23 protein-coding genes and 1 pseudogene are annotated in these 24,779 nt (G+C 73.6%); 12 read left to right on the plus strand and 12 right to left on the minus strand.

From position 1 onward, the window contains the following. Positions 1-180: 180 nt before the first annotated feature. Complete coding sequence (locus OHA65_RS17115; RefSeq protein ID WP_327283973.1) at positions 181-732, plus strand: YceI family protein; 552 nt, start codon at positions 181-183, stop codon at positions 730-732. 8 nt (positions 733-740) lie between these two features. On the opposite strand, the gene OHA65_RS17120 is transcribed toward OHA65_RS17115, so the two are convergent. Beyond that, positions 741-1,742 (minus strand): WD40 repeat domain-containing protein, encoded by a 1,002-nt coding sequence (locus tag OHA65_RS17120; protein WP_327283974.1) that lies wholly within the window; start codon positions 1,740-1,742, stop codon positions 741-743. Positions 1,743-1,818: 76 nt separating this feature from the next. Here OHA65_RS17120 and OHA65_RS17125 point away from each other — a divergent pair, with 76 nt between their 5' ends. Next, on the plus strand, positions 1,819-2,511 hold the full coding sequence (locus tag OHA65_RS17125) for a GDSL-type esterase/lipase family protein (RefSeq protein ID WP_327283975.1): 693 nt from the start codon (positions 1,819-1,821) through the stop codon (positions 2,509-2,511). 116 nt (positions 2,512-2,627) lie between these two features. Here OHA65_RS17125 and OHA65_RS17130 read toward each other — a convergent pair whose 3' ends face one another. From OHA65_RS17130 to OHA65_RS17150, 5 genes and pseudogenes are all read right to left on the minus strand, one after another. Further along, complete coding sequence (locus tag OHA65_RS17130) at positions 2,628-3,617, minus strand: aldo/keto reductase (protein ID WP_327283976.1); 990 nt, start codon at positions 3,615-3,617, stop codon at positions 2,628-2,630. Between the two features lie 202 nt (positions 3,618-3,819). Beyond that, a complete protein-coding gene (gene thpR / locus OHA65_RS17135) occupies positions 3,820-4,371 on the minus strand; it encodes an RNA 2',3'-cyclic phosphodiesterase (protein ID WP_327283977.1) in 552 nt (183 codons plus the stop codon). 111 nt (positions 4,372-4,482) lie between these two features. Further along, positions 4,483-5,919 (minus strand): annotated as a pseudogene (locus OHA65_RS17140) (flotillin family protein); the annotation flags it as partial. Positions 5,920-6,057: 138 nt separating this feature from the next. Continuing rightward, positions 6,058-6,276, minus strand: a complete 219-nt coding sequence (locus OHA65_RS17145) for a hypothetical protein (RefSeq protein WP_082410369.1) — start codon at positions 6,274-6,276, stop codon at positions 6,058-6,060. 89 nt (positions 6,277-6,365) lie between these two features. Continuing rightward, positions 6,366-7,274, minus strand: a complete 909-nt coding sequence (locus tag OHA65_RS17150; protein ID WP_327283979.1) for a DUF3027 domain-containing protein — start codon at positions 7,272-7,274, stop codon at positions 6,366-6,368. Positions 7,275-7,632: 358 nt separating this feature from the next. Between OHA65_RS17150 and OHA65_RS17155 the strand changes: the two genes are divergently transcribed. From OHA65_RS17155 to OHA65_RS17170, 4 genes are all read left to right on the plus strand, one after another. Then, on the plus strand, positions 7,633-9,003 hold the full coding sequence (locus OHA65_RS17155) for an MFS transporter (protein WP_327283980.1): 1,371 nt from the start codon (positions 7,633-7,635) through the stop codon (positions 9,001-9,003). A 125-nt stretch (positions 9,004-9,128) separates the two neighbouring features. Further along, a complete protein-coding gene (locus OHA65_RS17160; protein ID WP_327283981.1) occupies positions 9,129-9,614 on the plus strand; it encodes a DUF2771 domain-containing protein in 486 nt (161 codons plus the stop codon). Positions 9,615-9,627: 13 nt separating this feature from the next. Next, positions 9,628-10,362, plus strand: coding sequence for a futalosine hydrolase (locus OHA65_RS17165; protein ID WP_327283982.1), 735 nt, complete (start codon positions 9,628-9,630; stop codon positions 10,360-10,362). Beyond that, positions 10,352-11,209, plus strand: coding sequence for a 1,4-dihydroxy-6-naphthoate synthase (locus tag OHA65_RS17170; RefSeq protein WP_327283983.1), 858 nt, complete (start codon positions 10,352-10,354; stop codon positions 11,207-11,209). Before OHA65_RS17165 ends, OHA65_RS17170 begins: the two co-directional genes overlap by 11 nt. A gap of 71 nt (positions 11,210-11,280) precedes the next feature. On the opposite strand, the gene OHA65_RS17175 is transcribed toward OHA65_RS17170, so the two are convergent. After that, positions 11,281-11,664, minus strand: a complete 384-nt coding sequence (locus OHA65_RS17175) for a cold-shock protein (protein ID WP_030012939.1) — start codon at positions 11,662-11,664, stop codon at positions 11,281-11,283. Between the two features lie 200 nt (positions 11,665-11,864). Between OHA65_RS17175 and OHA65_RS17180 the strand changes: the two genes are divergently transcribed. Continuing rightward, positions 11,865-12,116: a hypothetical protein gene (locus tag OHA65_RS17180; protein ID WP_327283984.1), complete on the plus strand. Its 252-nt coding sequence runs from the start codon at positions 11,865-11,867 to the stop codon at positions 12,114-12,116. A gap of 19 nt (positions 12,117-12,135) precedes the next feature. Here the strand turns inward: OHA65_RS17180 and OHA65_RS17185 are convergent, their stop codons facing one another. Together OHA65_RS17185 and OHA65_RS17190 are read right to left on the minus strand one after the other, a co-directional pair. Then, complete coding sequence (locus tag OHA65_RS17185) at positions 12,136-12,792, minus strand: HAD family hydrolase (protein ID WP_327283985.1); 657 nt, start codon at positions 12,790-12,792, stop codon at positions 12,136-12,138. A gap of 129 nt (positions 12,793-12,921) precedes the next feature. Next, positions 12,922-13,920, minus strand: a complete 999-nt coding sequence (locus OHA65_RS17190) for a hypothetical protein (protein WP_327283986.1) — start codon at positions 13,918-13,920, stop codon at positions 12,922-12,924. 107 nt (positions 13,921-14,027) lie between these two features. On the opposite strand from OHA65_RS17190, the gene OHA65_RS17195 reads away from it, so the two are divergent. The 3 genes from OHA65_RS17195 (at position 14,028) to OHA65_RS17205 (ending at position 18,723) form a co-directional block, all read left to right on the plus strand. Then, positions 14,028-16,493, plus strand: a complete 2,466-nt coding sequence (locus tag OHA65_RS17195; RefSeq protein ID WP_371646862.1) for a helicase C-terminal domain-containing protein — start codon at positions 14,028-14,030, stop codon at positions 16,491-16,493. Positions 16,494-16,553: 60 nt separating this feature from the next. Next, positions 16,554-17,144, plus strand: a complete 591-nt coding sequence (locus OHA65_RS17200) for a DUF4291 domain-containing protein (RefSeq protein WP_327283988.1) — start codon at positions 16,554-16,556, stop codon at positions 17,142-17,144. Positions 17,145-17,448: 304 nt separating this feature from the next. After that, entirely contained in the window at positions 17,449-18,723 is a 1,275-nt protein-coding gene (locus OHA65_RS17205; RefSeq protein ID WP_327283989.1) for an LPXTG cell wall anchor domain-containing protein, read from the plus strand. A gap of 76 nt (positions 18,724-18,799) precedes the next feature. Here the strand turns inward: OHA65_RS17205 and OHA65_RS17210 are convergent, their stop codons facing one another. After that, positions 18,800-19,261: an N-acetyltransferase gene (locus OHA65_RS17210; protein ID WP_327283990.1), complete on the minus strand. Its 462-nt coding sequence runs from the start codon at positions 19,259-19,261 to the stop codon at positions 18,800-18,802. Between the two features lie 273 nt (positions 19,262-19,534). Here OHA65_RS17210 and OHA65_RS17215 point away from each other — a divergent pair, with 273 nt between their 5' ends. After that, positions 19,535-21,178 carry a DNA repair helicase XPB gene (locus tag OHA65_RS17215; RefSeq protein WP_327283991.1) on the plus strand — a complete coding sequence of 548 codons (1,644 nt, stop codon included), beginning with the start codon at positions 19,535-19,537 and terminating at the stop codon, positions 21,176-21,178. On the opposite strand, the gene OHA65_RS17220 is transcribed toward OHA65_RS17215, so the two are convergent. Together OHA65_RS17220 and OHA65_RS17225 are read right to left on the minus strand one after the other, a co-directional pair. Continuing rightward, a complete protein-coding gene (locus tag OHA65_RS17220; protein ID WP_327283992.1) occupies positions 21,144-22,055 on the minus strand; it encodes a glycosyltransferase family 87 protein in 912 nt (303 codons plus the stop codon). The genes OHA65_RS17215 and OHA65_RS17220 overlap by 35 nt on opposite strands. Positions 22,056-22,128: 73 nt before the next feature. Further along, on the minus strand, positions 22,129-22,314 hold the full coding sequence (locus OHA65_RS17225; RefSeq protein ID WP_327283993.1) for a hypothetical protein: 186 nt from the start codon (positions 22,312-22,314) through the stop codon (positions 22,129-22,131). Positions 22,315-22,627: 313 nt separating this feature from the next. Here OHA65_RS17225 and OHA65_RS17230 point away from each other — a divergent pair, with 313 nt between their 5' ends. Continuing rightward, on the plus strand, positions 22,628-24,733 hold the full coding sequence (locus OHA65_RS17230; protein WP_371643899.1) for an AAA family ATPase: 2,106 nt from the start codon (positions 22,628-22,630) through the stop codon (positions 24,731-24,733). Positions 24,734-24,779: the final 46 nt, after the last annotated feature.

Raw genomic sequence — 24,779 nt, forward strand, 5'->3', positions numbered from 1 at the left:
ATCACGTCCGACGTGATCCCGGGCCGACGACCCGCAGGGGCGCACGCGTCGCTGGTCAGGGTGCACTCTGCCGCTGCCCCGTGCGTCCGGCCGGGACCGGCATCGGTTGCGCCCTAGCGTGAATGCGCAACGATCCGGCCCCACCGCCGCCGGATCCCGGCCCTTCGGAGACTCCCCACCATGACCGCCAACATCTCTGAGCTCACCGGGGACTACATCCTCGACCCCGCGCACACCCGGATCGGCTTCGTCGCCCGCCACGCCATGGTGACCAAGGTCCGCGGCGCCTTCCACCAGTTCGAGGGATCCGCGCACCTGGACGGCGCCGATCCGGCCCGCTCCACCGCCCAGGTGGTGCTCAAGACCGAAAGCATCGACACCGGCGTCGAACAGCGCGACCAGCACCTGCGCACCAACGACTTCCTGGACGCTCCCAACTTCCCGGACATCACCTTCCGCAGCACCTCGGTCGAGTCCCTTTCCGACACCGACTACCGCGTCACCGGTGACCTGACCATCAAGGACACCACCCGCCCGGTCGCCATCGACTTCGAGTACACCGGCAATGCCGTCGACCCCTACGGCAACCTGCGGGTCGGCCTGGAGGGATCGTTGACCATCTCCCGCAAGGACTTCGGCGTGACCTGGAACGCGGCCCTGGAAGGCGGCGGCGTACTGGTCGGCGACAAGGTCGTCCTGGAGTTCGACATCTCCGCGATCAAGCAGGGCTAGCAGCCCGCTCAGGCGTCGCCGCGGGGGCGGCGGCGCAGCAGCCGCTTGGCTCCCAGGACCAGGGCCGTACCCACGGCCAGGACGGCCGCGCCCTTCGTGAAGTCGCCCCCGCCCTGCTCGCCCGCGGGGCCGGGGGCCGCCGACGCACCCGGCTCCGCGGGAGCGGGGGTGCCGGAGCCGCCGGCCGCCGGCTTCACCGGGACGGCCACCACCCGGCTGGACTCCCCCTCCGAGCCGAACAGCAGCGTCGACCCGTCCGCCGAGTACGTCACCGACTCGGCCTGCCCCTGCCACGGCGCGTCCACCCGCTCGCCCTCGCCCTCGGGCCGCCCGTCCTTCCACGGGTAGGTCCGCGCGAAGAAGTAGCCGCGCAGCGCGAGCCGGCCGCCGTCCGGAGAGAACGCCCCGTCCGTGATCCACGGCAGGTCCGCCACCCGCTTGAACACGTTCGTGCCCGACGCGGACAGCTGCTGCGGCCCCTCGTACAGCCCGCCCTTGTCCTCGCTCTTGCTCGCGATGTACACCCGGCCCGTCACCGGATGCACCATCAGCGCCTCGGCGTTGCGCGGCCCGTCGGCGTACTTCACGGTGAACTGCTCGGCCTTGACCGTGACGTCGGCCAGCTGCTTCGGCTCCGGGAACCGGTAGATCCAGACGTGGTCCCAGGTCCCGCCCAGGTTGTCGCCGATGTCGCCGACGTACAGCTGCCCGTCCGGTCCCAGCGAGATCGCCTCGACGTCGCGCGGGGCCCCGATGCCGGTCAGGGTCACGCGGGCCACGGTCTTGCCGGTCGCCGAGTCCACCGCGTACACGTACGGGCCGTCGTCGCTGTCGTTGTGCGTCCAGTACACGCCGGGATGGATCCGACTCGCGGCCAGGCCGCTCGACTCCTTGATCCGCGGGTCGGTGATGGTGAACCCCGACGTGCCGGCGGGGGTCCCGGCGGCCGCGGCGGCCGAACCCGGCAGCACGACAAGGGCAATGACGGCGGTCAACGGCAGCAGTCGCATGGAACAAGCCTGCCAGGGCGCCCCGCGTGTCCGGCATCACAGGGGCTCCCGGCGCGTGATCCGCGATGATGACCGGATGCGTTTCATGTTCGTCGGCGACTCCATGACCATCGGACGCGCCGGCGACTACACCTGGCGCTACCGGATGTGGCAGCACCTCGATGCCACCTTCGGCGGTCCGTACCGGATCGTCGGTCCGCGCTGCGAGCTCTTCGACACCTGCGCGAACGAGCCGGTCAGCCACGCCTACGCCGACCCCGGCTTCCCGGAGCACGCCCGCCGCCACCTCGCCGGCTGGGGCGAGGGCTGGCAGCACATGGCCCCGCTCATCGGCTCCGCCGTGCGCTCCGGGCGGGCCGACGTCCTGCTCGTCTCCCTCGGCCTGATAGACCTCGGCTTCTACACCGCCGCCGAGGAGACCGCGGCCAACGCCCGCCGCTTCGTCGCGGAGGCCCGCGCCGCCCGCCCCGACATCCGGATGGTGCTGCTGCCGGTCATACCGAACGTGCGGGCCGAGTCCGACGCGCCGTTCGCGGCCGAGGTCTCCCGGTTCAACGAACTCCTCGCGAAGGCCGTCGCCGACCTGTCGACCGAGGCCTCGCCGATCCTGCTGGCCGCGCGCCCGGACGCGTACGAGATCCACCGGGACACCTACGACGGCACCCACCCCAACGCCTCCGGCGAGCACCGCCTGGCCGGGGAGTTCGCGGCGGTCCTGCACCAGGCGTGGGGCATCGGCGGCCCCTACCGGCCCGCCGAGGACCCGTAACGCCCGCTGCCCCGAAGGGGCTTGCCCGACCGGTGTGCGCCGCCGCACCGGGGCGGTGCGGCGACGTTCACCTGCGGCTCAGACCCGGTTCACCCGGTTCACCGGATCCATCGGGTTCACCAGGCGAACGCCTCGGGCGAGGGCCCCGGGCCGGGGAAGATCTCGTCCAGGCCGGCGAGCACCTCCTGCGACAGCTCCAGGTCCAGCGCGCGCACTGCGCTCTCCAGCTGCTCTGCCGTCCGGGGACCCACGATCGGCCCCGTCACCCCGGGCCGGGTCAGCAGCCAGGCCAGTGCCGTCTCGCCGGGTTCCAGGCCGTGCTTGTCGAGCAGGTCCTCGTACGCCTGCACCTGGGCCCGTACGGAGGAGTTGGCGAGGGCGTCCGCGGACCGTCCGGAGGCGCGGCGGCCGCCCTCGACCTCCTTCTTGATGACGCCGCCGAGCAGCCCGCCGTGCAGCGGGGACCACGGGATCACGCCGAGCCCGTACTCCTGGGCGGCCGGGACGACCTCCATCTCGGCGCGCCGCTCGGCGAGGTTGTACAGGCACTGCTCGCTGACCAGCCCGACCGAGCCGCGCCGGGCGGCCGTCTCGTTGGCCTGGGCGATCTTGTAGCCGGGGAAGTTCGACGACCCGGCGTAGAGCACCTTGCCCTGCTGGATCAGCACGTCGACGGCTTGCCAGATCTCCTCGAAGGGGGTCCGGCGGTCGACGTGGTGGAACTGGTAGAGGTCGATGTAGTCCGTCTGGAGCCGCTTGAGGCTGGCCTCGACGGCCCGGCGGATGTTCAGCGCCGAGAGCCGGTCGTGGTTGGGCCACGGGTCGCCCTCGGCGGCCATGTTCCCGTACACCTTCGTGGCCAGCACGGTCTTGTCCCGCCGGCCGCCGCCCTGGGCGAACCAGGTGCCGATGATCTCCTCGGTGCGGCCCTTGTTCTCGCCCCACCCGTAGACGTTGGCGGTGTCCACGAAGTTCAGGCCCGCGGCGAGCGCGGCGTCCAGGATGGAGTGGCTGGTGGGTTCGTCTGTCTGCGGACCGAAGTTCATCGTGCCGAGTACAAGTCGGCTGACCTTGAGTCCGGTGCGTCCGAGCTGTGTGTACTTCATGGGCCCCAAGCCAACTGCCTGGAGTCCACTCCAGGCAAGGACTCGCGGGCAGGAGTCACTGGCCCACGGCGGCCGCCACTGCCACGACGACGAACATCAGTACGAGCACACCGGCCATCACACGGTTTCGGGTCTTGGGATCCACCCGTCGAGCGTAACGCGGCCGTACCGGGTCCCCGCACCGAGGGCGGGGACGGCGGGGTCAGCCGCCCAGCGGCCAGGCCTCGACGACCTCGTAGCGGGGCTGTTCCCCGGGCACGCCGCCGGTCGGGAGGTTGCTGCGGACCAGGCTGAGTTCCCGCACCTGCCAGGGCGTGCCCTCGAAGCCCGAGAGGGCCTCCAGGTAGGGGCTCAGATGGGTGCCGCCCTGGCTGCGGGCCAGGGTGAGGTGGGCGGTGTACCGGCGGTGCTGCTCCATCGGCACTCCGGCCCGGCGGGCGGCGGCGTCGGCCCGCTCGGCGAGCATCCGCATCTGGTCGAGCCCGCCGGCGGCGCCGGCCCACAGGGCGCGCTCGCCGAAGTGTCCGCAGCCGTGGATGCGCAGCGAGAAGGGGTCCGTGCGGTGGGCGGCGCGCGCCAGGCGGGCGTGCAGGTCCGGCAGGAGCGGGTCGTGCACCTCGCCCATGAAGGCGAGGGTGAAGTGCCAGCCCGCCTCCCCGGTCCAGCGCAGCCGGTCGTCCCGGACGCCCTGCACGGCCCGGCGCAGCTCGTCGACGGCCCCCTGGGGCGGCATCACCGCGGCAAACAGCCTCATGGGCGCGAGCCTAACGCGCGCCGCGGGGCCGGGGGCAGTGCTCCCCGGCCCCGCGGACGCTGCGGTCTGCGCCTCCGCGATCGGGATCTGGTGGGAGGAGGACGCCGTGCTGCCGTTCACCGGGGCGGCGCCGGGGGCGGTCCCCGGGGCGGCCGGCTGGGACATCGACGCGAGCAGCTGGCGGGCCAGGCCGAGCCCGGTACCGCCCATGGTCAGCGCCTTCGCGAACATCTCCGACATGCCCTCGGCGCCGTTGAGCAGCACCATGTGTTCCACGTTCCCGAAGGCCCCGGCGCCCGCCTCCACGATCGCCGGCCAGTTCTCGGCGAGCTGCTGGGCGACGACCGCCTCCTGGTTCTCGGCGAGCGCGGCGGCCCGCGCCTTGATCGCGTCGGCCTCGGCGAGACCCTTGGCCTTCGCCGACGCCGCGACCGCGAGGCCCTTGGCCTGGGTGGCTGCGGCCTCGGCCTCACCGGTCGCCCGGGTGGCCTTCGCGGCCGCGAGACCGCGGGCTTCAGTGGCCGCCGCGTCGGCGGTCGCCGCCGTGGTCACGCGGGTGGCCTCGGCCGCGGCCGCCAGCTCCGTCTCCTTGGCCTTGGCCTGTGCCGCCGAGATGCGGGCGTCGCGTTCGGCCTCGGCGCGGGTGCGGGTCTCGTACGCCGCCGCGTCCGCGGGCTTGCGGACGTCCGCCTGGAGCTGCTGCTCTCGCCGGTGCGCCTCCAGTTCGGCGACCCGGGTCTCCTGGACGACGACCTCCTGGCGGGCCGCCGCCTCCGACAGCGGGCCGGCCTGGCGGGCGGTCGCGGCGGCCTTGTCGCGTTCCGCCTGGTAGCCGGCCTGGAGGATCTCGCTGTCGCGGGTGGCCTCCGCCATCCGCGCGAACGCGGTCTGCTCGGCCTCGGTGGCCAAACGGTTCGCCTCGGCCTGCGCGATGCGCGCGTCCCGCTGGACGGCGGCCGCGTGCGGCATGGCCAGGTTCTTGATGTAGCCGGTCGGGTCCTCGATCTCGTGGATCTGGAGCGAGTCGACGATCAGGCCGAGCTTCTCCATCTCCGTGCCACAGGCCGCCCGGGTCTGCCCGGTCAGCTTCTCGCGGTCGCGGATCATGTCCTCGACCGTCAATCCGCCCACGATGGAGCGCAGATGGCCGGCGAAGACGATGTGCACCCGCTCGGGCATCATCTTCTGCTGGTCCAAGAAGCGGCGTGCCGCGTTCGCGATGGACACGAGGTCGTCGCCGATCTTGAAGATCACGACGCCCTTCACCCGCAGCGGGATGCCCTGGTGGGTCACGCAGTCCACGTTCAGCTGGGTCTCGTTGAGGTCCAGCGACAGCTTGCGCACCGCCTGCACACCGGGAACCACGAGGGTTCCGCGCCCGGTGACGATCCGGAAGCCCATGCCCTCGCCGATGCCCTCGGTGCGGTGCGTGGAGCCGGAGATGACGAGTGCCTCGTTCGGTTCGGCCACCCGCCACATGAGCTTGAACAGGCCGACCAAGGCCAAGAATGCGACGAGAACGATTCCCGCCACGACGCCGATAGCCATCGGCAACGCCCCCTTATCGCAGTGCCGTTCGACACTGACGAAGGCGAGTGTGCTCCTGTGCAGCCGCGTTAAGAAGATCCTGGCGAACTCTTGTCGCCATCTTGATACGAACCACATCCGCGCAGGTGGCAGTGGGGCTCAGTTGTCGTACGCCGCCATCACGTACACCGTGCGCGGCGGCAGGTACTCCACGACGGTCACCACCGTTCCGACCGTCAGCCGGCCCGTGCCCGGGGCGGGGTGCGCGAGGAAGTGCTCCGCGCCGCCGCGGATGCGGACGATGACCTCGCCCACCAGCCCGGGTCCCACCGTTCCGGTCACCCGGCCGTCCAGCCCCACCATGTCGGCTTCCCCCATGCGCCGAGGGTACGCCGCCGTACGCCGCCGGGGCGGGGTCGTCGCCCCGCCGCACGGCTCGTACGTCCGGGCCCGTACGGCCGCCCGTGCTACGAGTGGCCGAGGTCCGCGGCCGGGAGGTCCGTCGAGGGGACCGAGCCCGTGTCGGGGGACGGGCGCAGCGGGAACTCGTCGGAGGCCATCGAGTCGAGCACCGGCGGAGCCGGGCGCAGCGGCTTCGGCATGACCGCGGCCTCGGAGTGGCCGCCACAGCCGTACGAGAGGGAGACGAGGTGTCCGTCGGCCGGGCCGAACTCGTTCGCGCAGATGCCGAAGGCCTGGCCCAGCGAGCCGCCGATCGCGACGAGGAACCCGCAGGAGACGCAGGAGGCGGGCGCCGCCTGCGCCATCGGGGTCTTGGCGCCGAAGGACTCGTCCCAGCGGTCGGCGGCGCTGTGCAGTCCGTAGCGGGACAGGACGCGGGCACGGCGCATCCCGAGTTCCTCGGCGACGGAGGCGATGGAGCCCCGTACGGGTACCACGGCGCGGTCGGTGACGTCGGCGTCCTCGGCCTCGACGAGTTCGGCCATCTCGGTGGAGACGACCGAGTTCGGCGGCGGTACGTCCTCGCCCGACCAGCCCGGCTCCAGCCGCAGGTCCTCGGCGTCGGTGGGCAGCAGGTCGCCGGGGCCCATGTCGCCGGGGCGCAGCCGCTCGCTCCACGGGACCCACTCGGGGGCCAGGAGGGCGTCATCGCCGGGAAGCAGCACCGTTTCGTCGAGGGTGACGTTCTTGGCGCGGGAGGCGCGGGTCACGGTGACGGCCCAGCGCCAGCCCCGGTAGCCGGGGTCCTTGCACTCGAAGAAGTGCGTGACGACCCGGTCGCCCTCCGCGACGGCGGAGACGTGCTCGCCCACCACTCCGGGAGCGGCGGCTTCCTCGGCCGCCGCGCGGGCGAGGTCTACCGCCTCGGCGCACAGGCGGTCGGGGGTACGGCTTCGCGTCGTCGCAGCACTCACAGGTCTCGTTCTCTCCTACGCCGTCTCACGAGTGCGCCGTCCGTACTGTCGTCCTGAACGACCCGTCGGTCCTGTCCGTACGTGGCGCGGGCGGAGCGGACCAGAGGGCCGCGTCGACGTCCGCACCCGATCGGCCTCGGGCGCACCTACCTGCTATCCATTCTGCGGGATCGCGAAGAGGCGCGCGGCCGAGAGCAACCGCCGGTGGCGCGCTACGCACGCTACCTCCTCCGGAGGCTTGGGCCCACATGCAAGGTCCGATTCGCGGACAAGCCCGCGTCCCGACGTCCTCACGACGGCGACCCGACGGGCCTCCGTAACGCGCCGGGACGGGACCAGGAGGGGTCCGTGGGGCACTATGGCGGGTGTGGCACCCGTACGGTCGTCCCGCGACGGCTCGGGACCGGCCAGGCGGGCCGGCCGGGCCGTCGGGCGTGCCCTACAGCGTCCCTTCACGGGTACGGCCCGCGGGATCCGGCGGGCCACGCACGCGCACGGGGCCGGCGAATCGGGTCTCGGCAGGCTGATCGAGCTGCACGCCATCAACGGCGCCGGCGATGTGATGATCACGGTGGCTCTGGCGTCGACGGTGTTCTTCTCGGTACCCACGGACGAGGCACGCGGCCGCGTCGCCCTCTACCTGGCGATCACCATGGCCCCCTTCACGGTGCTGGCCCCGGTGATCGGCCCGGCACTGGACCGGCTGCCGCACGGGCGGCGGGCCGCGATGGCCTGCGCGATGCTCGCACGGGCGCTGCTCGCCGTGATGATGTCCGGCGCGGTGGCCACGGGCGGCCTGGAGCTCTACCCGGCGGCGCTGGGCGTGCTGGTCGCGTCCAAGGCGTACGGGGTCGTCCGCAGCGCGGTGGTGCCGCGGCTGCTCCCGCCGAAGTTCTCACTCGTCAAGGCGAACTCGCGGGTCACGCTGGCGGGCCTGCTGGCCACCGCGGCGGCGGCGCCCGTCGCGGCGGGCCTGCACACCGTCGGGCCGCCGTGGCCGCTGTACGGCGCCTGCGCCATCTTCGTCTGGGGCACGTTCGCGGCGTTCTCCCTCCCGCACAAGGTGGACGAGGCCAAGGGCGAGCGGCGGGCCCGGCTGTCCACGCACGATCCGCACTCGAAGAAGCCGGGGCTGCGCACGGTGAGTCCGTCGGTGATGTGCGGCCTGCTGGCGAACGCTTCGATGCGCGCCCTGTCCGGGTTCCTGATCTTCTTCCTGGCGTTCCTGCTGCGGGAGCACCCGCTCGCCGGGCAGAGCGCGGCCGTGTCGCTGGGCATCGTGGGCGTCTCGGCGGGCGTCGGGAACGCGTGCGGGACCGCGGTGGGCTCGTGGCTGCGGGCACGGGCGCCGGAGACCATCATCGCGGCGGTGCTGGCGGTGACCCTGGGGGTCGCGGTCCTGGCGGCGGTGTTCTTCAGCGGGCTGTTCATGGCGGTGCTGGGGGCGACGGCGGGGTTCTGCCAGGCGCTGGCGAAGCTGTCGCTGGACGCGATGATCCAGCGGGACGTGCCGGAGGCGGTGCGGACGTCCGCGTTCGCCCGTTCGGAGACGCTGCTCCAGATGGCGTGGGTGCTGGGCGGCGCGATCGGCATCGTGCTGCCGCTGAACGGGGTACTGGGGATGGCCGTCGCCGCGGCCATCGTCGCGGCGGGCACGACGATGGCCTTCCGCGGCCTGCTGACCTCCCCCCGCCATCACTCCGGCTCCCCCCGCCCCCGGGTGGCCTAGACGGGCCCCGGGGCCCGGTCTCGGGGCGCCGGGCGGGCCCCGGCGGGCGGCGCGGCGCGCCGCGCCGCGGGCCACGGACACCCCCGTGCGGCGGCGGAGCCGGGTGGCCCGATAGCCTTCGGCTCATGACCGCACCGCTTTTCTCGGGTAGGGGCCGCCGCAGCGTCGCGGCCCTCGGAGCCGTGTCCGCCGGCCTCCTCCTTCTCTCCGCCTGCGACAAGCCGACGCCGCTGGCGACCGTGACGGTCGGCACGTCGTCGGTGTCCACCGAGGCAGCCTGCTCCGACGACAAGGAGCTCTCCATGGACAAGGTCCAGGAGTGCCTCACCGATCTGAAGGACGCCAAGACCATCGAATACGGCCGCGGGGACACCCTGCGCCTCGGTGTCGAGCCGGAAGTCGTCGAGGACGGCAAGCGGTGGCAGGCGGTCCTGGACGGCCAGCCGATCACCGAGCCCTCCTCCAACACCTACCGCAGCTTCCCCGGCGCCGACCTGTTCGCCACCGGCGGCCAGGGCGAGGCCCCGTCCTCCAAGAAGCTGAACATCGTCCAGGTCGGCGAGAACGGCAAGCCCCTCGCCGTCTGGGCCTACAACGTCAAGCTCAAGTAGTCGCGTACCGACGGTGCGCGCGCTCATCGTGACCGCGGTGGCGGCGGAGGCAGACTCCGTCGTCAGTGGCCTGACCGGGCCCACCCCTCATGCGGACCCGGTGACGCCGGAGCCGCGCACCCTTCCCGGCGGATATCCCCTCTCCCGGCGCGATCTGCCCGGCCTCGCCGCCGACGTGCTCGTCGGCGGGGTGGGGCCGGCCGCCGCCGCGGCCGCCACGGCCACCGCGCTCGCGCTGGCCGAGTACACCCTCGTCGTCTCCGCCGGAATCGGCGGCGGGTTCGCGCCCGCCGCCCCGGTCGGCTCCCTCGTGGTCGCCGACGCCGTCGTGGCCGCCGACCTCGGGGCCGAAACCCCCGACGGCTTCCTCGACGTACAAGAGCTCGGCTTCGGGCACAGCGTGCACCTCCCGCCCGCCGAGCTCGCCGCCCGGGCCGCCGAGGCCACCGGGGCACTGCTCGCGCCCGTGCTGACCGTCTCCACCGTGACCGGCACCGCCGAGGGCGCGGCCCGGCTCGCCGCCCGGCATCCGCTCGCCGGCGCCGAGGCCATGGAGGGCTTCGGGGTCGCCGAGGCGGCCGCCGCGCACGGGGTGCCCGTGCTGGAGATCCGCGCCGTGTCCAACGCCGTCGGCCCCCGCGACCGCGACGCCTGGCGGATCGGGGACGCGCTGGCCGCGCTCACCGCCGGATTCCGCGCCCTGGGGCCCGTACTCGTCCATTGGGGAGAGCACCGACATGAGTCGTGACCCGCACCCGGCGGTCAAGATCGCTTATTCGCCCTGTCCGAACGACACCTTCGTCTTCGACGCGTGGGCCCACGGCCGGGTCCCGGGCGCGCCCGGCCTCGACGTCACCTTCGCCGACATCGACATCACCAACGGCATGGCCGAGCGCGGCGAGCTGGACGTGCTGAAGGTGTCGTACGCGGTGCTGCCCTGGGTGCTGGAGGAGTACGCGCTGCTGCCCTGCGGCGGGGCGCTCGGGCGTGGCTGCGGGCCGCTCGTGTTGACGCGGGAGCCGGGCATCGACCTGACCGACAAGACGGTCGCCGTGCCGAGCGAGCGCTCCACCGCCTACCTGCTGTTCCGACTGTGGGCGGCGGACGTGCTGCCGGACGGCGTCGGCAAGGTCGTCGTGCTGCCGTTCCACGAGATCATGCCGGCCGTCCGCGACGGCCGGGTCGACGCCGGGCTGGTCATCCACGAGGCGCGGTTCACCTATCAGGACTACGGGCTGCACCGCCTCGCTGACATGGGCGAGCACTGGGAGTCCACGACGGGCCTGCCGATCCCGCTCGGCGCGATCATCGCGAAGCGCTCGCTGGGCGCCGAGACGCTGCACGCCCTGGCCGAGTCGGCCCGTACGTCGGTCCGGATGGCCTGGGACGACCCGGAGGCCTCCCGCCCGTACGTCCGCGCCCACGCCCAGGAACTCGACCCGGCCGTCGCCGACCAGCACATCGGGCTGTACGTCAACGAGTTCACCGCCGATCTCGGCGACGACGGGTACGCGGCGGTGCGCGGCTTGTTGACGCGGGCCGCGGCGGAGGGTCTGGTACCGGCCATCGCACCGGGTGCGCTGGCGTTCCCGTAGGCCCCTTCCACGCCGGTACGACGGTGCCCCGGCCCTCTGGGGAGGGCCGGGGCACCGTCGTGCGTACGGGCTCAGACGTCGAGCTGGTCGGCCACCGCGCGGAGCAGGCCGGCGATCTTCGTGCCGTGCACCTTGTCGGGGTAGCGGCCGCGCTCCAGCATCGGAGTGATGTTCTCCAGCAGGGTCGTGAGGTCCTGCACGATGGACGCCAGCTCGTCGGGCTTGCGGCGCTGCGCGGCCGCGACCGAAGGCGCCGGATCCAGCACCGTCACGGAAAGCGCCTGGTCACCGCGCTGTCCCGCGACAACGCCGAACTCGACGCGCTGGCCGGGCTTGAGTGCGTCGACCCCGGCGGGGAGCACCGACGAGTGGACGAAGACGTCACCGCCGTCGTCGCGGGAGAGGAAGCCGAAGCCCTTCTCACTGTTGAACCACTTGACCTTGCCGGTAGGCACGTCCGTCCTCTGTCCTTGTGCTCGTCGGGGTCCGGTACGCCGCGCGGCGGCTCCGGACAACAGCGCAGCGGGTCATGGTGACCCGCCGTATCCAGGCTAGTGGGCGATCGACAGGTGACAAGACGTTCCCCGGTCCTTCGCCGGCTCTTCGCTGTCGGCTGCGCTGTCGGCTGCTTCGGCCAGGGAACTACCCTGGTGGGGTGACTGTTACTCCTCATGCCGATGAAGCGCGGCCCGGCGACGGGCTGGTGCGCGCCGGCGGCATCGTGTTCATCGTCGGCGCCGTGGCCACCCTCGTGACGATGGCCCCGCTGTTCCTGCACACCGACCCGTTCCCGTCGTACGCGTGGGCCGTGTGCATGCTGATGGGCGTCGGCTTCGCCATCTCGGCGGCGGGCGTGCTGCGCTCGGCGGCGGCCCAGCGGCGCGCCGCACGCGCCTCCCAGGCCTAGGCCCCCGCCGGCCGCGCGGTCAGACCGACTGCGCGGCGACGTACTCCGCGAGCCACTGCGGCAGCGCGGTGAGGTCCGGCAGCACCACGTCGGCGCCCGCCTCCCGCAGTTCCGGCTCGGGGCACGGGCCGGTCGGGACCGCCACCGACAACGCACCGGCCGTACGGGCGCCGCGTACGTCTCCCACGTGGTCGCCGACGTAGACCTGCGCCCCGTACTCGCGCAGCGCGCCCGCCTTGGCCTCGGCCCACAGCCAGCCGATGACCGCGTCCGGCTCGATGCCGAGGTGCGCCAGGTGCAGCCGCGCGTTGGGCTCGTGCTTGGCCGTGACGACGATGGCGCGGCCGCCGAGCGCCTGGACGGCCTCGATCGCCTCGCGGGCGCCGGGCATCGCGGGGGTCGCCTCGATGGCGTAGGTCGGGTAGATCTCCCGGTAGCGGTCGGCCATGGCCGGGATCTCCGCCTCCGGGAACCAGCGGGCGAGCTCCTCGTCCAGCGGCGGCCCGAGCCGGGTGACGGCCTCGTCGGCGTCGATGAACGTGCCCGTCTCGGCGGAAAGCGCCTGGTAGGCGGCCTTGATGCCGGGGCGCGAGTCGATGAGGGTCATGTCCAGGTCGAAGCCGACGGTCAGCCGGTTCGCGGACCCGGCGGGCGCGGTGGGGGTCTCGGAGCTCATACCGCCATTGTGCCGAGCCGGGGCGGAGCGGCGGGAACGCAGGCCGAGCGCCGCCTTGCCGGGCGGTGAAATGCGGTGGTCCCGCCGACCGCGCCGGCGGCTCAGCGGCGGCGGCTCAGCGGCGGCGGCTCAGCGGCGGCGGGAGCGCCAGGCTAGGTAGAGGGCCGAGGCGACGGCCGCACCCCTGGCCAGCCACGGCCACATGCCCTGGAAGACCCCGCCGAGGCCGTCGTCCGTCAGCGGCGCCCCCCAGTGCCGTTCCAGGCGGCCCCACAGCCACACCACCGCGCCCGCGAACACGGCTCCCGGCAGCCCGAAGACGACCATCTTGCGCTCGGTCGGCCCCAGCACCCGCGAGGCGTACGCCAGCAGCCAGCCGCCGATCAGCAGCAGCCAGGACCCGGTGACCGCGCCCGCCACCAGCACGACCGCGGCCAGCAGCAGGAAGGCGTGCGGTTTCGGGCGTGCGGCGGCGCCCGCCGCGGGCGCGGTCGCCGCGTCCGCGGCGGCCCCGGCGGCCTTGGCCTCCCGGCGCTTCTTCAGGTACGCCACGAGACCCCGTAGCCCGGAGGCGGCCGTGGCGTCCGGCGCGCCCGCCGGGCCCCGCGCGGGATCCGGCTTCTCCTCCACCGGATCCCGGAACAGCTCGGGGATCTCCACGCCGCCGGCGAAGCCCTCCACCTGCGGCCCGGCCCCGTAGGGCCCCGGCGCGACCCGCCACCAGTCGGGCTCCGCCCCGCCGTCGGCGCCGAGTTCGTCGAGTCCGGCCAGGTGCGGCGGAGCGGGCGCGGTGTCCGCCGGGCGCGGCTCCGCCGCCGCCTTGCGGCGCAGCCGGCCGGGCCCGCGCTGGGTGGGCACCGCCGGGGCCGGGGCGGGCGCCGCGGCCGGCGCGGGGGCCGGCGACCCGCCGATGCCGTCGAGGACCTCCTCCGGCGTACCGATCCGCGCCAGGATGCGGCGCACGGCTGCCGGGGTCTCCGGCTCGTACTTGGCGCGCCGACGGTCGATCTCGTCCCGCAGCCCCGCCACCAGCCGCATCCGGTCCCCCGAGGACAGCTGCCGCCGCTGCGCCAAGTCCCCGACCCGGCTCAGATATTCGTAGACCAGATGGTCGCTCTCGATCCCCATGCCCGGCTCCTCCCGTACCACCCACCGGAAAGGTAGCGCGTGCGCCCGTGGAGCGGCCGAGGGCGCAGCGGATACCGTTGGCCGGATGGGGACCGGCCGACGCGACCATGGAGGCGACCGTGCCTGAGCCAAGCAGCGCTGCCGAAAGCGCCACAGCGAGCAGCGCCCCGCGCTCCCTCGCCGAGGCGCTGCGCGCCCGTGACGACGCGTCCCTCGGCGCCCTGCTGCACGCCCGCCCGGACCTGCTCGGCCCGGTGCCGGGCGACATCACGCAGCTGGCCACCCGGGCCGGCACCCGGGCCTCGGTGGTCCGCGCGCTGGACCGGCTCGACCGGTTCGCGCTCCAGACCGCGGAGGCCCTCGCGGTGGCCCCGGACCCGTGTCCCTACCCGGTGCTGGAGTCGCTGCTGGCCGGTGAACACGGCACCACCGGGGGCGGGGACAACGGCGCCCGCGCCGAACTGCCCCGCGCCCTGGCCACCCTGCGCGACCAGGCCCTGGTCTGGGGCGACGACGAGCGGCTGCGGCTGGTCCGCACCGCCCGCGAGCTCCTCGCGCCCTCCCCCGGCCGGCCCTCCCCCACCGGCCTCGGCCCGACCGTCGCCGAGGCCACCGCCGGGATGTCGCCGACCCGGATCCAGGAGATCGTGGCGGCCGCCGGGCTGCCGGCCACGCACGACCCGGTGTCCGCCGTGACCGCACTGACCGGCCTGTTCACCGACCCGGAGCGGATGTCGGCGCTGCTGGACGAGGCCCCGGCCGAAGCCCACCAGGTGCTCGGCCGACTCGTGTGGGGGCCGCCGTACGGGGAGGTCACGCCGAACCCGACGCCGCCCGTGCGCTGGCTGCGCGACCGCGGGCTGCTGCTGCCCGCGTCGGCGCGGACCGTCGTACTGCCCCGCGAGGTGGCACTGCACCTGCGCGGCGGCCTCGCGCACCGGGTGACGGAGCCGGTGGCCCCCGCGGTGCCCGCGGACCGCGAGCACCGTCCACAGCTTGTGGACGCCAACGCGGCCGGGCAGGCGCTCGCCGCGCTGTCCACCGTGGAGGAGCTGGTGAAGTCCTGGGAGCACGCCGGGCCGCCGGTGCTGCGGGCGGGCGGGCTGTCCGTACGCGACCTGAAGCGGACCGCGGCCACCCTGGACGGCACCGAGCCGGCGGCCGCGTTCTGGATCGAACTCGCCTACGCGGCAGGGCTGCTGGCCAGCGACGGGGAGGCGGACGAGCGGTACGCGCCCACCCCCGCCTTCGACGACTGGGTGGAACTCCCGCCCGCCGAGCGGTGGTCGGCCCTCGCCGCGGCCTGGTTGCCGGCCACCCGCACCGCCGGACTGGTCGGGGACCAGGACTCCAAGGGCCGCACCCTGTCCGTGCTGGGCCCCGAACTCGACCGCTCCGCCGCCCCCGAGGTCCGTCGGCGCGTCCTCGAACTCCTCGCCGCGCTGCCCGAGGGCGCCTCCGCCGACCCGAACGCCCTCCTGGCCCGGCTCGCCTGGGAACGCCCCGTACGGGGGACGAGCGAACTGCGCGCCCGCCTCGCGCGGTGGACGCTGACCGAGGCCGAGGTGTTGGGCGTCACCGGGCGCGGGGCGCTCGCCGGGCACGGCCGGGCACTGCTGGAGCACCGCGACCCGGCGCCGCTGCTCGCGCCGCTGTTTCCGGAGCCGGTGGACCACGTACTGCTCCAGGCCGACCTGACTGCGGTGGCGCCCGGGCCGCTGCGCCGGGCGCTCGGCGACGTGCTGGCCGTGCTCGCGGACGTGGAGTCCAAGGGCGGGGCGACGGTCTACCGCTTCACGCCCGGGTCCGTACGGCGGGCCCTGGACTCCGGCCGGGCCGCCTCCGACCTGCACGCCTTCCTCGCCGAGCACAGCATCACGCCGGTTCCGCAGCCGCTGGCGTACCTGATCGACGACGTGGCCCGGCGGCACGGGCACCTGCGGGTCGGCTCGGCGTCCTCGTACGTGCGCTGCGACGACGACGGCATGCTGAACGAGATCCTGGCCGACCGCCGGTCGACGGGGCTGGGCCTGCGGCGCCTGGCCCCGACCGTGCTGGCGGCGCAGGCCGAACCGGGCGCCCTCCTCGACGGGTTGCGGGCGATGGGGTACGCGCCGGCCGCGGAGTCCCTGACCGGCGACGTCGTCGTCGCGCGGGCCGACGCCCACCGCACGCCGGCGCGTTCGGCGCCGGTCCCGGTGCCGGACGGCCCGCCGGTACCGGACGCGACGCTGCTGGGGGCGGCCGTACGGGCCATCCGCGCGGGCGACCTGGCGGCGACGGCGGTGCGCAAGGAGCCCGCGGACCCGGCGGCCCCTGTCGCGGCACCGGGCGAACTCCCGCGCACGAGCGCGGCGGAGACCCTGGCCACGGTGCAGGCGGCAGCGCTGACCGGGTCGGCGGTGTGGATCGGGTACGTGAACGCGGACGGCGCGGCGAGCCAGCGGGTCATCGCCCCGGTACGGGTGGAGGGCGGCTTCGTCACCGGGTACGACCACACGGCGGACGAGGTCCGGACGTACGCCCTGCACCGGATCACGGGGGTCGCGGAGCTGGCGGAGGAGCACCTGTAGTCGCCGGCCGGGGGCGGAAAACGGCTGGCCGGGGCGGTGACCACCCGGCACTCTGGCCCCATGTCCGAAACACCGGGCCGGCAGATCCGCGCCGCCCACACCGACACCACCGTCACCGTCTACCAGGCGTACGCGCCCCGGCTGGGGGTGCCCGCGGCGCGCGACGGCCGCTTCCCGCCCGCCTGGAAGCGGGAGCGCATGACGTGGATCAAGCCGTCGTTCCTGTGGATGATGTACCGCTGCGGCTGGGCCACCAAGGCGGACCAGGAGACGGTGCTGGCCGTCGAGATCAGCCGCGAGGGCTTCGACCACGCGCTGCGCCACGCCTGCCTGTCCCATTTCGAACGCGGCACGCACACCGACCGGGAGGCCTGGCAGCGGGCCCTGCGCGAGGCCCCCGCCCGCGTCCAGTGGGACCCGGAGCGCGACCTGCACCTGAACCCGCTGCGCCACCGCTCGCTCCAGCTGGGACTGTCGGGGCCGGCCTCGCGGGCGTACGCCGACGAGTGGACGGTTTCCATCCGCGATGTGACGCCGCTGGCGCGGGAGATCCACGGCCTGGTGCGGTCCGGCGAGGAGGCGGCCGCGCGGGCGCTGCTGCCGGTGGAGACGCCGTATCCGGCGGGGTCGCTGGAGCACTTGGGCGGGTAACCGGACCGCGTCGCGAAAAACGGAATGGGATACCTCGTTTTCCCAGCTCAGAGCGGGTGGGGTGGCCTCCGGTTCCTGTTGCACAGCGGTGACACACGGGCGATGGATTGGTGATCCACAATGTGTGAAGATCAGTTCATCGCAGCAGCGGCCGAGGGAAAACGAACCGGCGCGAGAGCGACACCCTGAACCACCTGCCCTGGCGCTCTGCCGAGGCATCTCGCACGTTCCTTCGTCTGTTCTGCCGGCTGCCGCCGCTCCGCGCTGCTCGCCTGCCTTCGTGATTCCTTGGGGGGAGTCCACCATGTCCGCTCGCACCGCCACCCGCCGTCCCTTCCGCACCGCGGCCGCCACCGCCGTCGTCGCCGCCGTCGCCGGTACCGTCCTGATGCCGCTGTCGGCCTACGCCGCACCGGCCGAGAACGGCAACCACGACGCGCTGAAGATGACGATGGGCGCCCCGGCGCCGAGCGGCCCGCTGACCCGGGGCGGTGCGACGGAGACCTTCGAGCTGACCGCTACCAACACCACGGACAAGCCCAGCTCCTTCCACCCGTGGCTGCTCCTGCACGGCGCCGGCGCGAGCCCGCTCCAGCAGAGCGACGTCGTCTTCAAGGTCGAGGGCGTGACCGCGCCGGCGACCGAGTCCTCCATCGGGCAGCAGGACGGCGAGTGGCAGGGCATGTTCCACCCGGCGGGCAAGACCGGGGGCGAGGGCTTCGACATCCCGGCCGGCGGCAAGATGACCTGGAAGGTCACGATCGGCCTCGGCAAGAGCTACCCGACCACCAACGGCGACTTCACGCTGAAGGCCACGAGCTACTCGGGCGAGGTGGCGGAGAACAACACCGCCTCCCTGACCTTCAAGACGGACCCGGCGGTCAAGACCGGCAAGCTGGAGACCTCGTTCAAGAACGTCGGCGACTGCAAGGGCGTCCCCGCGGCCCAGTGCCGTGAGATGGACCTGAGCTACCGCCTCACCGGCGACGGCGAGTTCACCACGGCGCTCTACTCCTCGCTGAACGTGGGCTTCGGCTCCAACGTCAACGTGCCCAACCTCCAGCTGGAGATGCTGGTCGACGGCAAGTGGCAGGGCGTGAGCACCGCCGACCCCGACGCCTTCGTGCTGCCGACGATCCCGAAGGGCTTCAGCGCCGCCGCCGGCGAGCGCGTGCTGCACCTGCGGACCTCGTTCGGCCCGAACACGGACTACAAGAAGCCCACCACCGTCACCCTGCAGGCGAGCGTCAACCTCCCCGAGGGCAACACCTACGAATTCGCCAGCGCCGAGACGAAGTTCCAGCTCGCCCCGCAGACCGCGACCACCTCGCCGTCGCCGACCCCGAGCAAGTCCGCCACCACGCAGCCGTCCACGAGCCCGTCGCACTCCGCGTCCGCCACCACGGTCGCCGCCGGCAACACCAACACCACCGCGAACGGCAGCACCGGCTCCCTCGCCCACACCGGCGCCGACTCCAACACCGGCCTGTACTCCGGCCTGGCCGCCGTCCTCGTCGCCCTGGGCGGGGCCGCCGCCTGGCTCGGCGCCCGCCGCCGCCGCAGCGCCGCCCGCGGCTGACCTCCAGCACCCCGGTACACCGCAGGGGCCCGGCACACCACGTGCCGGGCCCCTGCGGCGTTCCCCGCCGCCCCTCTCACCGGGCCGCGTAGTCGATCCGCTCCGCCTCGAACGGCCACGCCTCGGCGAGCCAGCGCGTCACGGCCGCGTACAGGACCTCGTCGAGCGGCGCCCGGTCGGCCCGTACCCAGGAGCTGACGCTCACCCGCCCGGGGTCCTCCTTGCCCGGGTAGACGTAGAGGCATCCGATGACGTCGTCACCGTCCAGGACGCTGTACGTGAACCCCTTCCGCTCCGCGAAGTCCTGCGCGTGCCGGACCAGATCGGCCAGGTTCGCCTCCGCGGACATCCCCTCCGGCGGCGGCCACCCCCGCCCCTGGAAGCCGGGAGTGGCCCGCACGTGCTCGATGCTCCCGCTCCAGGCGGCGAGATCGCGTGCGTTGTGCTGCGCCCCGAGCGGTTCCAGCCGGAACCCGTCCGCTGCCAGCCCGAGGGGTACGTCGAACCCGTCCGGCACGAAAGAAGGTCGATCATCCATGCCCCGACCCTACGAACCGGCCCGCCCGCCGTCGCCGGGTTTTCCGTCCGTCTGCGCCGCCGGACTCCCGCGTCGGGCCGGCCCTCGCCGCGGACCGCGACGAACCCTCCCCACCCCGGTCGAGCGGCTCCACGACGCGATCGGGAAACGCGCACGATGGCTGCCCGGGTAGTCCGGCCGTGCGGGCCCCGGACACCGGGGCGCCCGATGCGGCAGACTGGAGGTTTGGCCGTCCGCGTCCGGGCAGCCACCCCACGCAGGAAAGGGACGTTTGTGAACGGGCCTCTCATCGTCCAGAGCGACAAGACACTCCTCCTCGAAGTCGACCACGAGCTCGCCGGTGCCGCGCGCCGCGCCATCGCCCCCTTCGCCGAGCTCGAACGGGCCCCCGAGCACATCCACACGTACCGGATCACCCCGCTCGGCCTGTGGAACGCCCGGGCCGCGGGGCACGACGCCGAGCAGGTCGTCGATGCGCTCGTCGAGTTCTCGCGCTACCCCGTCCCGCACGCGCTGCTCGTCGACGTCGCCGAGACCATGGCGCGCTACGGCCGTCTCACCCTCTCCAAGCACCCCGTGCACGGGCTGGTCCTGACCAGCACCGACCGGCCCGTGCTGGAGGAGATCCTGCGCTCCAAGCGCGTCGCCCCGCTGGTCGGGGCCCGACTCGACCCCGACACGGTGGCCGTGCACCCCTCCGAGCGCGGGCAGATCAAGCAGACCCTGCTCAAGCTGGGCTGGCCGGCCGAGGACCTCGCCGGGTACGTCGACGGCGAAGCACACCCGATCGAGCTGGAGGAGAACGGCTGGGCGCTGCGGCCGTACCAGCAGCAGGCCGTCGAGGGCTTCTGGCACGGCGGCTCGGGCGTGGTCGTGCTGCCCTGCGGCGCCGGAAAGACGTTGGTCGGCGCCGGGGCCATGGCGAAGGCCAAGGCGACCACGCTGATCCTGGTCACGAACACGGTCTCGGCCCGGCAGTGGAAGCACGAGCTGGTCAAGCGGACCTCGCTGACCGAGGAGGAGATCGGCGAGTACTCCGGCACCCGCAAGGAGATCCGGCCGGTCACCATCGCCACCTACCAGGTCCTGACGACGAAGCGGAAGGGCGTCTACCCGCACCTGGAGCTGTTCGACTCCCGGGACTGGGGCCTGATCCTCTACGACGAGGTGCACCTGCTGCCGGCGCCGGTGTTCAAGTTCACCGCCGACCTCCAGGCCCGGCGGCGGCTCGGCTTGACCGCGACGCTGGTTCGGGAGGACGGCCGCGAGTCGGACGTGTTCTCGCTCATCGGCCCGAAGCGGTTCGACGCGCCGTGGAAGGAGATCGAGGCGCAGGGCTACATCGCCCCGGCGGACTGCGTCGAGGTCCGCGTGAACCTGACCGAGAGCGAGCGGCTGGCGTACGCGACCGCCGAGACGGAGGAGAAGTACCGCTTCTGCGCGACGACGGCGACGAAGCGGAAGGTCACCGAGGCGCTGGTGCGCAAGCACCAGGGCGAGCAGACGCTGGTCATCGGGCAGTACATCGACCAGCTCGACGAGCTCGGCGAGCACCTGGACGCGCCCGTCATCAAGGGCGAGACCTCCAACGCACAGCGGGAGAAGCTCTTCGACGCGTTCCGCGAGGGCGAGATCAGCGTGCTGGTCGTGTCGAAGGTCGCGAACTTCTCCATCGACCTGCCCGAGGCCACGGTCGCGATCCAGGTGTCCGGAACGTTCGGCTCCCGCCAGGAGGAGGCCCAGCGGCTGGGCCGCGTGCTGCGCCCGAAGGCGGACGGCCACGAGGCGCGGTTCTACTCGGTCGTCGCGCGCGACACGATCGACCAGGACTTCGCGGCACACCGCCAGCGCTTCCTGGCCGAACAGGGCTACGCCTACCGCATCATGGACGCCGACGAACTCCTGACGAGCGACTGACACCCCACAGATCGTGGCCGAGTACACGGTGTCGCGAGGCCGGCTGCTGCTCGTGCTGCTGAAGATCTTCGACGACGCGGACGTCCTGCTGCCCCAGGGTTGATCTGCGCACGGGGACCATGACGAGGTCCGGCTTCGGGTCCGGGCGGCGGCGGGTCGTCGCCGCCCGGACCAGGAGGGCGAGGAGCGGGACGGACCACACCCACAGGTGCGGCCAGTCCAGCAGCAGGGTCCGGACGGAGACGGGCGGGTGCCGGGCCCAGAACTCGGCCGAGGCCTGCGGGAGGACCAGCAGCCCGAGCAGCGCGGTCCCGGTGAAGGCACCCAGCGCCGTCAGAGCGGCCCGGATCCGGCGGGTCAGCAGCAGGTACGGGATGAACAGCGCCGGGGTCAGGGTGATCCCGGCGGCGGTGCCCAGGGCGAAGCCCTTGCCGAGGGCGGCGCGGGGCCGGCACAGGTCCCACAGGACCAGGCAGGCCAGCGCCAGGTTGATCTGGCCGGCGAGCAGGCTCTGGAACAGCGGCTCCACCCACAGACCGGCGATGGTCGCGGCCAGGACGGGCCCCGGGCGGGCCCGCAGTCCCGCGAGGCGGCACGACATCACGATCAGCAGGGCGAGCAGGCCTGCGTTGCCGAGGACGAAGACGGCCTTCAGGACGCCCGTGGGCAGCCAGGCGGCCGGGGTGAACAGGATCGCCGCGAAGGGCGGGTACGCGGCGGGAGGACGCCACTCGGCACCGCTGAAGCCGTCGACGAGGCCGTCCGCGATCGGGATCCGCATCACGATGCAGAGCACGCCGAGCACGAGGAGCGAGCCCGTGAGCAGCACGCCGACCAGGGGCGACGGCGGGGGGCTGGGACGGGGGCTCCGGGTCACGCGCGTGACCCTAGTGGATCATCGGCGTGGCTCCGCCGCTATCCGGCCAGGTCGCTGCGCGGGGCGGACCGGGTCAGCGGCGTATGACGCCGGCGTCCTCGCCGTATTCACCCAGGACGACGACGCTCACCGCCGCCGCCACGAAGACCTTCGCGGCGCGCAGGGCGTTGCCCACCAGGTGGCGCGGACGGGAGTCGGAGGTGGCGGTGGCGCCGCTAGGGCGGCCGCCCTGGATCGGGGTGAAGGTTGCGGTGCTCATGTATCCATGGTGCTCTTCCGCCCCGGTCACCACATCGCCCGCGGGGCGGAACCGCAGGCCTTCGCGCCTACTCCTCCCGACCCATGCCGTCCCCTAGGGCCTCTGCCCCAGGTCTGACACTCCCCGGTACTACACCCGTACGGACGTCCCGCCCGGAGGGACTTCCCTCCCGAATATTGCGTTCGCGCCCGACCGGCCCACTGACTACAATCTCCGCTCTTGCCGCCTCCCAGCGCCGTTTCGGGGAGAGCCGCCCGCCGCACGGAAACCGGCGGGCATCGTTCCGTACCGATCAGCAGCTGGAGGCATTTCCGTGTCCGCGCACGCCCCCGAAGCCGGTTCCCCAGCCCCCGCCGCCCCCGGCACCGACTCCGGCGCCCGCCCCCTCGCCCGCGAACAGGCCCACCTCACCGCCTCCCGCGCCGCGCTCCGCGCCATGCGCGAGGACGTGGAGGCCCTCGACATCCGCGACGTCACCGCGAACTGGGTCAACGCGATCGTCCTCCAGGCCCAGATCGACGACCGGATCAAGGCCCTCGCCGACCTCGCCCACACCCCGCTCTTCTTCGGCCGCCTCAACTACTTGCACGCGCCCGGCGCGGAACTCGCCGAAGGCGCGGAGGGCGAGCAGTTCTACATCGGCCGCCGCCACGTCCACGACGCCGACGGCGACCCCATGGTGATCGACTGGCGCGCGCCCGTCTCCCAGCCGTTCTACCGGGCCTCCAAGAACGACCCGCAGGACATCGCGCTGCGCCGCCGCTTCGGCTACACGGGCGGCGAGCTGACCGCGTACGAGGACGAGCACCTCTCCGATCCGGCGGAGGCCGCCGCCGCCGTCAGCAAGCTGCTCCAGCAGGAGATCGAGCGGCCGCGCGTCGGCCCCATGCGCGACATCGTCGCGACGATCCAGCCCGAGCAGGACGAGATCGTCCGCTCCGGACTGTCCGGTTCCGTCTGTGTGCAGGGCGGCCCGGGCACCGGGAAGACGGCGGTCGGCCTGCACCGTGTCGCGTACCTGCTGTACGCCCACCGCGAGCGGCTCGCCCGCACCGGCACGCTCGTCATCGGACCGAACCGTTCCTTCCTGCAGTACATCGAGCAGGTCCTCCCCGCCCTGGGCGAGCTGGAGGTCAAGCAGGCCACCGTCGAGGACCTCGTCACCCGCGACGGCCTGGAGGTCCGTGGCGCCGACGCCGCCGCGACCGCCGTCGTCAAGGGCGACGCCCGCATGGCGCAGGTGCTGCGCCGCGCGGTCCGCTCGCACGTCACCCCGCCCGCCGAGCCGCTGATGGTGGTGCGCGGTTCGCGCCGGTGGCGGGTGCCGGCGTACGAGCTGGAGGAGATCGTGGCGGAGCTCCTGGACCGGGACATCCGCTACGGCGCCGCCCGCGACGCGCTGCCGCAGCGGATCGCGCACACGGTGCTCGTACGGATGGAGCAGGCGGGCGAGGCGCCGGACGACCGCGTCCAGGACGCGGTGGCGCGGGGCGCCGCCGTGAAGGCCGCGGTCAAGGCGATGTGGCCGGCGGTGGACCCGGCGAAGCTCGTGCTGCGCCTGCTGTCGGAACCGGAGTTCCTGGCGCAGCACGCGGAGGGCGTGCTGACCGACGACGAGCAGCGGCTCCTGCTGTGGTCCAAGCCGTTCCGTAGCGTGAAGTCGGCGAAGTGGTCGACGGCGGACCTGGTGCTGATCGACGAGGCGGCCGACCTGGTGGAGCGCACGCACTCGCTCGGCCACGTCGTGCTCGACGAGGCGCAGGACCTGTCGCCGATGCAGTACCGGGCGGTGGGCCGGCGCTGCACGACCGGCTCGGCGACGGTCCTGGGCGACCTCGCGCAGGGCACGACCCCGTGGGCCACCCGCAGCTGGGCCGAGGCGCTGGCGCACCTGGGCAAGCCGGAGGCGGTGCTGGAGGAGCTGACGGCGGGCTTCCGCGTGCCGCGCGAGGTGATCGCGTACGCCTCGCGGCTGCTGCCGTCGATCTCCCCGGGGCTGGCCGCGGTCTCCTCGGTCCGTGAGACGCCGGGCTCGCTGGTCGTCGCGCCGGCGACGGACCTGACCGCCTCGGTGATCGACGCCTGCCGCGACTCCCTCGGCCACGAGGGCTCGATCGGCCTGATCGCGGCGGATGCCCGGATCCCGGAGCTGGCGCGGGCGCTGGAGGCGGCGGGGATGCCGTACCTGTCGCCCGGCGAGGAGACGACGGCGCAGGCACGGCTGACCCTGGTGCCGGCGTCGCTGGCGAAGGGCCTGGAGTACGACTACGTGGTCCTGGACGAGCCTGCCGCGATCGTGGCGGGCGAGCCGGACGAGCGCACCGGCCTGCGGCGCCTGTACGTCTGCCTCACCCGCGCCGTCTCGGGCCTCACGGCCCTCCACGCGACCCCGCTGCCGCCCGCCCTGGCCGGGGCCTGACCCACCCCACCGCCCCGCCGGGGCCGCCCCCTCCCAAGCCGACGGG

Origin of the sequence: Streptomyces sp. NBC_00045 (assembly GCF_045041095.1) — a bacterium.
Lineage (GTDB): Bacteria > Actinomycetota > Actinomycetes > Streptomycetales > Streptomycetaceae > Streptomyces.